Source organism: Streptomyces sp. NPDC052101, from assembly GCF_040680235.1.
Taxonomy (GTDB): Bacteria; Actinomycetota; Actinomycetes; order Streptomycetales; family Streptomycetaceae; genus Streptomyces.
Map to the genome: position 1 here is coordinate 21,054 of NZ_JBFAWH010000059.1, position 6,606 is coordinate 27,659.

Annotated in this window: 4 protein-coding genes and 1 pseudogene; 2 read left to right on the top strand and 3 right to left on the bottom strand. The window is 73.2% G+C overall.

Annotation, left to right across the window (positions count from 1 at the left end; all coding sequences use genetic code 11):
• Positions 1 to 64: 64 nt before the first annotated feature.
• Positions 65 to 907: a hypothetical protein gene (locus AB0L75_RS41815; protein WP_365191525.1), complete on the top strand. Its 843-nt coding sequence runs from the start codon at positions 65 to 67 to the stop codon at positions 905 to 907.
• On the opposite strand, the pseudogene AB0L75_RS41820 reads toward AB0L75_RS41815, so the two are convergent.
• A pseudogene (locus AB0L75_RS41820) lies at positions 894 to 2,528 on the bottom strand (polysaccharide lyase 8 family protein); the annotation flags it as partial. The gene AB0L75_RS41815 and the pseudogene AB0L75_RS41820 sit on opposite strands and share 14 nt — an antisense overlap.
• 120 nt (positions 2,529 to 2,648) lie before the next feature.
• Between AB0L75_RS41820 and AB0L75_RS41825 the strand changes: the two are divergent.
• A complete protein-coding gene (locus AB0L75_RS41825) occupies positions 2,649 to 3,281 on the top strand; it encodes a peptidoglycan-binding domain-containing protein (protein WP_365191526.1) in 633 nt (210 codons plus the stop codon).
• 325 nt (positions 3,282 to 3,606) lie between these two features.
• Here AB0L75_RS41825 and AB0L75_RS41830 read toward each other — a convergent pair whose 3' ends face one another.
• On the bottom strand, positions 3,607 to 6,042 hold the full coding sequence (locus AB0L75_RS41830) for a SpoIIE family protein phosphatase (RefSeq protein WP_365191527.1): 2,436 nt from the start codon (positions 6,040 to 6,042) through the stop codon (positions 3,607 to 3,609).
• Between the two features lie 49 nt (positions 6,043 to 6,091).
• A complete protein-coding gene (locus AB0L75_RS41835) occupies positions 6,092 to 6,472 on the bottom strand; it encodes a hypothetical protein (RefSeq protein ID WP_365191528.1) in 381 nt (126 codons plus the stop codon).
• Between the last annotated feature and the right edge of the window lie 134 nt (positions 6,473 to 6,606).

Sequence of the window (6,606 nt, forward strand, 5' to 3'; positions counted from 1 at the left end):
CCCCCCGACGTAACCTTTCTGCATTCCGCTGCCGCCATGGCCGTACCGCCCGAGGAGATCCCGTATGCCCGCCGCCCGCCCCCGCCTGCTCTACGTCACCGACCTGGCGTACGAGGCCCGCGGGCGCCGCTACTGCGACGAGGACGTCTTCCTCACCTCCCGGCTCCGCGCCCGCTTCGACCTCGCCCTGTGCCATCCGCTGGACACCGTGGCGCTGATGGACGGCTTCGACGCCGTGGTGGTCCGAAACAGCGGGCCCGTCCTCGGCCACCAGCACGCGTACGACGCCTTCCGCGCGCGTGCGCTCGCCACCGGCGCCCTCGTGTACAACCCGGTCACCGGCAAGGCGGACATGGCGGGCAAGCAGTATCTGCTCGACCTGAGCGCCGCGGGCTTCCCCGTCATACCGACGGTCGGCCGGGCCGAGGACCTGCACCTGCTGCCGGCCGTCGAGCGGTACGTGGTCAAGCCCATGCTCGGCGCGGACTCCCTCGGCCTGCGCATCGCCCCCGCCGAGCAGGTCGCCGCGCTCGCCGCCGGCGAGGTCCTGATCCAGCCCTGCGTCGACTTCGTGTACGAGGTGTCCTTCTACTTCGTCGACGACGACTTCCAGTACGCGCTGTACGCCCCGGACCCGGAGCGCCGCTGGGAGCTGAAGCCCTACCCGGCCACCGCCGCCGACCTGGAGTTCGCCCGCCGGTTCATCGACTGGAACGACCTCGGCCACGGCATCCAGCGGGTCGACGCCTGCCGGACCCGCGACGGCGGCCTCCTGCTGGTCGAACTGGAGGACCTGAACCCCTACCTGTCCCTGGAGGCCCTGCCGGAGCAGGCCAGGGACGACTTCGTCACCGCGTTCACGGCGTCCCTGAGCCGCTTTGTGCAGGGGGCGCTCAGCCCAGCCTGACGGTGACCCGCTGGGTGGCCCCCGCCGTGCCCGTGAGATCGCCGAAGGACAGCGTCAGCGCGGCGCCCGTGGTCGCCGAGGCCAGCGTGGCCGGCGCGGACGTCACCGCGGCGACCGCCCGCCGCCAGGTCACAGTGAGGCTCGTGCGTAAACGCATCGGATCGCTCACGGCGATCACGGCGGTGCCGTCGTCGTTCTCGCTGATCATCACGGAGCACGGATCGCTCGCGGCGAGCGTTCCTACCGTTCCGCCGAACCAGAAGTTCACCCCGGTGAAGCCGAGCGAGCGCACCAGGACGCCCTGCCGGCTGTCGGTGTTGGCGAGCACGGTCAGCCAGCCCGGATCGGCGGCCCGCGCCTGTGTGCCGGCCGCGGTGGCACCCGGCAGCAGCAGATAGGCGTACGAGGCGTTCACCGGGTCGGTGCCGTGATCGACGTACGGCGTCAGGTACTTGCGGTTCAGTACGGTGGCCGAGCCGGCCTTGTTGATCGCGCTCCAGCTGCCCTCGCGGGCCTAGCGCAGCGCCCGCACCGTCGCGCCGCCGGGGAAGACACAACCCCCGTGGCCGCCGATGTGCGCCCACGTCGCCCCGGTGAGCGTCGCCGATCACGGGTAGAAGGCGGGCTCGACCGTGCCGTCGAGCACATCCGGTTTCGAGGCACCCCAGTCACCGCCGGCCGCGTCCGCCAGCGTCTTGCGCGAGACGGTCGTGCCGGGCAGCCGGTAGGGGGCGATGGTGGGCCAGAAGGCGTCGCTGTACTGGCCGTTGGCGCAGGTGCCGCCCCACCAGTACAGCATCCCGGAACCGATGTGCCAGCCGCGCAGGTTCTCGCCGTTGCCGGTCTCGTAGTACGTGATCCGCTCGTCGGCCATGCTCAGCACGGCCGCCCAGCCGGGCCTGCGGTGCGTGGCCCGCGCCCTGGACGGGAACAGCCGGTGCCCGGTCGGCTCGGCGACCGCCGCCATGGATCCGTCGTCCTGAGCTCCCTTGAGCCGGGCCAGATGCGGCAGGCTCAGCACCGGGTCGGCGAGCGGCGGACTGTAGCGGTCGCGCTGCATCCAGCCCTTCACCAGCGCGCGCCAGCGGGCGTTCTCGGCCGTGCTCGCGCTCTGCCTGAGCAGCACGATCGAGGCGAGGATCGGATGGCCGCGCAGATGGTCGTCCTGCTGGATCTGCTTCGGGTCCGTCGCGGTGAGCCCCCGGCTGATCGCCCGGCCCGACACGCCGTCCATCACCAGACCGTTGTAGAGGAACGGCGCCCAGGCGTGCCCCACCGAGTCGAACACGATCTGCCGGTTCGGGTCCGTCACCTCCCAGCCGGAGCCCGCCAGCAGCGCGAACAGCAGCCCCAGCCCGCCGAGCACGACCGAGCCGTAGGAACCGGTGTAGGGCACCGCGGTGTGCTGGATGAACGATCCGTCGGCGTACAGGCCGTCGCCCGAGGTGACGTACGGGAACACGGGGGAGAGGGCGTCGCGGGCCAGCGCCACCTTGGCCGCGCTCGCCCCTACCGCGCCGCGCAGCGCCAGCACCCGGCACAGATCGACCCGGTTCGCGCCCGTGCTCGTGCCGCTGTAGCCCGCCACCACCGAGTCGGGCACGAAGTGGTCGACGGCCGCGAGGTAGCCGGCCGTCGGTCGGCCGGCAGGACATGTGGCCTGAACAGGGCTGCCGTCCGGGCCGTATCCCAGCGCGGGGAGCTGGGAAGTCCCGTCCGTACGGGACGGAAGGAGAGCCAGGTGCCGACACTGCCCGATCCCGAACGGCCGCACTCCGGACCGGTCCTGGAACCCGTCCGGGTGCTGCGGCCCCGCCGGTTCGACGCCCTCGCGGAGCTGATGCGCGAGATGGAGACCGTCCCGGCGCAGGCAGCACCGACAGCAGCACCGACCGACGAGGAGGAGACACGGGAACTGCCGCCCGTACCGCCCGCACCCCCCACTCGCCGCCCGCGCCGGGCGGCCGTCGCCGGGGCCGTGGTGGCAGCCGCCCTCCTCGGTTTCGGCTGCGCCCTGCTGCTCCCCGGCCACCAGGAGGCCACCGCCACCCCGCCCGCCATCACCCTGGCGCCCACCCCCACCCCCACTCCCACCGCACCCCTCGCGCCCACCGCCGCCACCGACCCCGACGGCCCCGGCACCCTCCGCCAGGGCGACACCGGCCCCGAGGTCGCCGAACTGCAGGAGCGCCTGCTGCGCGTCCCGGACGTCTACCGTGACGGCTCGACCGACGGCACCTACGACGCCACCCTGACCGCGGCCGTGGCCCGGTTCCAGCTCTGGTACGGCATCAGCGGCGACGAGACCGGCGTCTACGGCAACGACACGCGCCGCGCGCTGGAGTCACGGACCAGCCCCGGCAGCGGAACGTGATGACGGACGTGGACGGCGGCCGGTCACTCGTGGACTGACTGGATCACCTCGTGGACTGGCCGGATCACCCCGTCGAATGACTGGATTCGAACGCCGGGCAAGGCCTAGGGAAAGCCATGGGTGACAGCAGGGGCCCGGCCTCATCATGGGCAGCCCGCGGTCGACGGCCGCGTGCTCCGCCGCACCACAGAAAGCCAGGCCGATGACCGGCTCCCGCATTCCGGGCCTGCTCGTGCCCGCCGTGTTCCTGCTGGCCCTGGTCGTCGGCGCGTGCTGGTACTGGCGACATCGCGACGACGACTGACCCGCCCGGCGCCCCGCCCCGTCATCCCGCACCGGCGCCCTGCACGTCCTTATCCGCCGTGTCCCGCACCGGCATGCTGATGTCCAGCACGCACACGTCGTCCCGCCGCTCGTCCGCGAGCATCGTGGCCAGCAGTGCGTCCAGGGAGCCGGACCCGTCGTGGCCATGGCTGCGCACCGCCTCGGCCAGCCGGTCCAGGCCCGTGTCGAGGTCCTCGCCGAGGCGTTCGACCAGGCCGTCGGTGTAGAGCAGGAGCCGGTCGCCGGGTTCCAGGTGCAGTGTGGCCGACTCGTACACGGGGGCCGTGGCGGCGCCGAGCAGCATGCCGGCGGGCCGGTCGAGGCGGCGCACCTCACCGTGGCGCACCAGCAGCGGCGGCGGGTGCCCGGCCTGCGCCCAGGCGAGGACGTGCCGGTCGGGGTCGTAGCGGGCGAGCACCATGGTGGCGGTGGTCCGGCCGTCGCGGGAGTGCAGCAGCAGGTGGTTGAGGCACGCCAGCGCCCCGGTCAGCGAGGAGCCGGTGCTGACCATGCCCTTGGCGGTGAACCTGAGCTGGGCCATCGTGGCCACGGCGCCGATGCCGTGGCCCGCCACGTCACCGACCACGAACAGCGCGTCGTCGTCGGGCAGTTCGATGGCGCTGAACCAGTCGCCGCCGACATGGATGCCGGACTGCGCGGGCAGGTACGCGACCTCGACACGCAGCCCCGCCAGCCGCACCGGCCTGCTCGGCAGCGGCAGCAGGGCGTGCTGCAGCCGGGCGGCCAGGGCCCGTTCGGCCTGCAGGATCCCGCGCTGCAGCAGCATCGCGCGCTCGCTCCGCACCAGCGCCAGTTCCGCGCTGCGTTGCGGGGTGAGGTCCTGGACGAAGCCATGCACCTCCACGGTGCTGCCGTCCGGCGCGGTGACGGCCTCCGCGACCAGCCGCAGGTGCCGGACACCCCCGGCTGTCCCGATACGGAACGGCACGTCGAACGGCCGGGCGCGGCGGACCAGTTCAGTGATCGCGTGGGTGAGCGGGCCCGCGTCCTCGGGCACAGCCAGGTCCGGCAGGCGTTCGAGGCCGAGCGGCGGCTGACCGCGGGGCCGGCCGAGCACGGCGTACGTCTGCTCGGACCAGGAGATCTCCCCGCGGGTCAGGTTCCAGCTGGCCCAGCCGAGGTTGCCGAGCCGCTGTACGTCCGCCAGGCGCTGCTCCTGCCGGTCCGCGGGGTCGTGCCGCCGCCAGGTGACCAGCAGGCCCCCGCCCAGTGGGGCGGCCCGCACCGAGTAGGTGGCGGTCAGGGGCACCTCGCCGACCACGTCCTGGCGGACGAACGGCTCGGCCTCGAACGGCACCCCTTTCTCCAGGGCGTGCAGACAGCCGTCCCACAGCGGCTCGCTCGCGAGGGACGGACAACTCTCCAGGACCCGCCTGCCGACCATTTCCCGGCCGGTACGGCCGAACACATCGACCGCCTCCGAGGTGGCGGCCTCGATGCGGTAGTCCTCCACCTCGCCGGAGGCCGCGCGCAGCGGAGTCAGCAGGATCGCCGCGCCCTGCAGTGCGTCGAACACCGTCTGCACGGCCTGGGCGACGCCGTCGCCGGCGCGTTCCCGCAAGGCGTCGAAGGCGCGGAGCCGGCCCGCGCACAGCCGGGCCACGGATCTCAGCAGCTCCCGCTCGCGCGGCGCGAACGCACTGGCGTGCCGGCGCAGCACACCGAGCGCGACACGCGCGCTGTCCCCGGCCGGCACGGGCAGCCAGACACGGCTGGGCCAGCACTGCGAGGGCTCCCCGATCAGCAGGTACCGGTCGCGGTCCGCGGCGGGATCCTCCAGCCACTGCGGCTCCCCGGACCGCAGGGCGTCGAGCGCGACCACTCCGGCCACCGGGGGCACGTAACGCCACTGCGCGGCGAGCGTCGCGTCGACGCCGGCGTGTCCGATCAGTTCGAGTCCGCCCTCGGGCAGCCGCTCGTACAGCATCACGGCGTCGGCGTACGTCTGCGGCGCGAGATGGTCCAGCAGGCACCTGGCCAGGTCGTGCGGGTTGCCGACGCGCACGAGGTCCTGGCCGATGCGCCCGAGTGTCTTCGCGGGTTCCACCGTGCCGGTGGGCGCGGCCTGCCAGGATCCGGTCGCCGACGGTGCGGCGGGGCCCGGCGGTGTGTCGGGCGGCTGCTCCTTCGGCAGTGGCAGGGTGCCGAGAGTGAGCCAGCACTGTTCGAGGAGGGTGCGGTTGCCGTCCGCCGCCCGCCGCAGCAGTTCCGCGTGCGCGGCTTCTGGCGTGCAGTCGGTGACGGTCATCAGCACGCCCTTGGCCTGCTCCAGGACCGCCGAGGTCGCGGCGAGGTCCCGCAGCCGTTCCAGCTCCGCGCGCTGCCGGGCGACCACCTGGGCCAACGCCGCCGGATCGGCGCCGGCGGGGTCCACCGGGTGCGCGGACTCGCCCGTCACGCGATGAGCATGGCACATGGGGGCCTGCTCGATCACCCCTCGGGCGGAGTCTGTGCAGGAGGGGCGATCAGCGGATGGGGCCGCGTCCGGCCAGGGCCTCGCTGACCGCACGGACACTGCGGGCGATGTGCTGCAGCTGCATGACCTCGGCGGCGTACAGCTTGATGGTGTGCTCGATGACCGACTCGGGCAGCCCGAGCATCGGCAGCTCCGCCCGCGCGGTCTGCAGCGCGGTCCTGGCCACCCTGACCTCCTGCTGGACCTGCAGCTGTGCGTGCCGGGCGAGCAGTACGGGGTGCCGGATGAGGGCCGGATAGCTGGCGTAACGCGCGGGGATCAGCTCGCGCAGCCACTTGGCGGCCGAGCGCTCCCAGTCGTAGGAGCCCGGAGTCTTGACCTGACAGGGCCAGTCGGGGCTGATGCGCGTGGTGGTCAGAGTCATGATCATCGCTTCCGGTGTGCGGCGTCGTGAGGGTGGTCCGACGGGGTGCGGGGCGGCCCCGGCCTAGGCCACGACCGTGCCGTCCGTGGCGATCCCGTCGGCGAACTCTCCGAGGACCCGCCGACGGTGGTTGGGCTTGT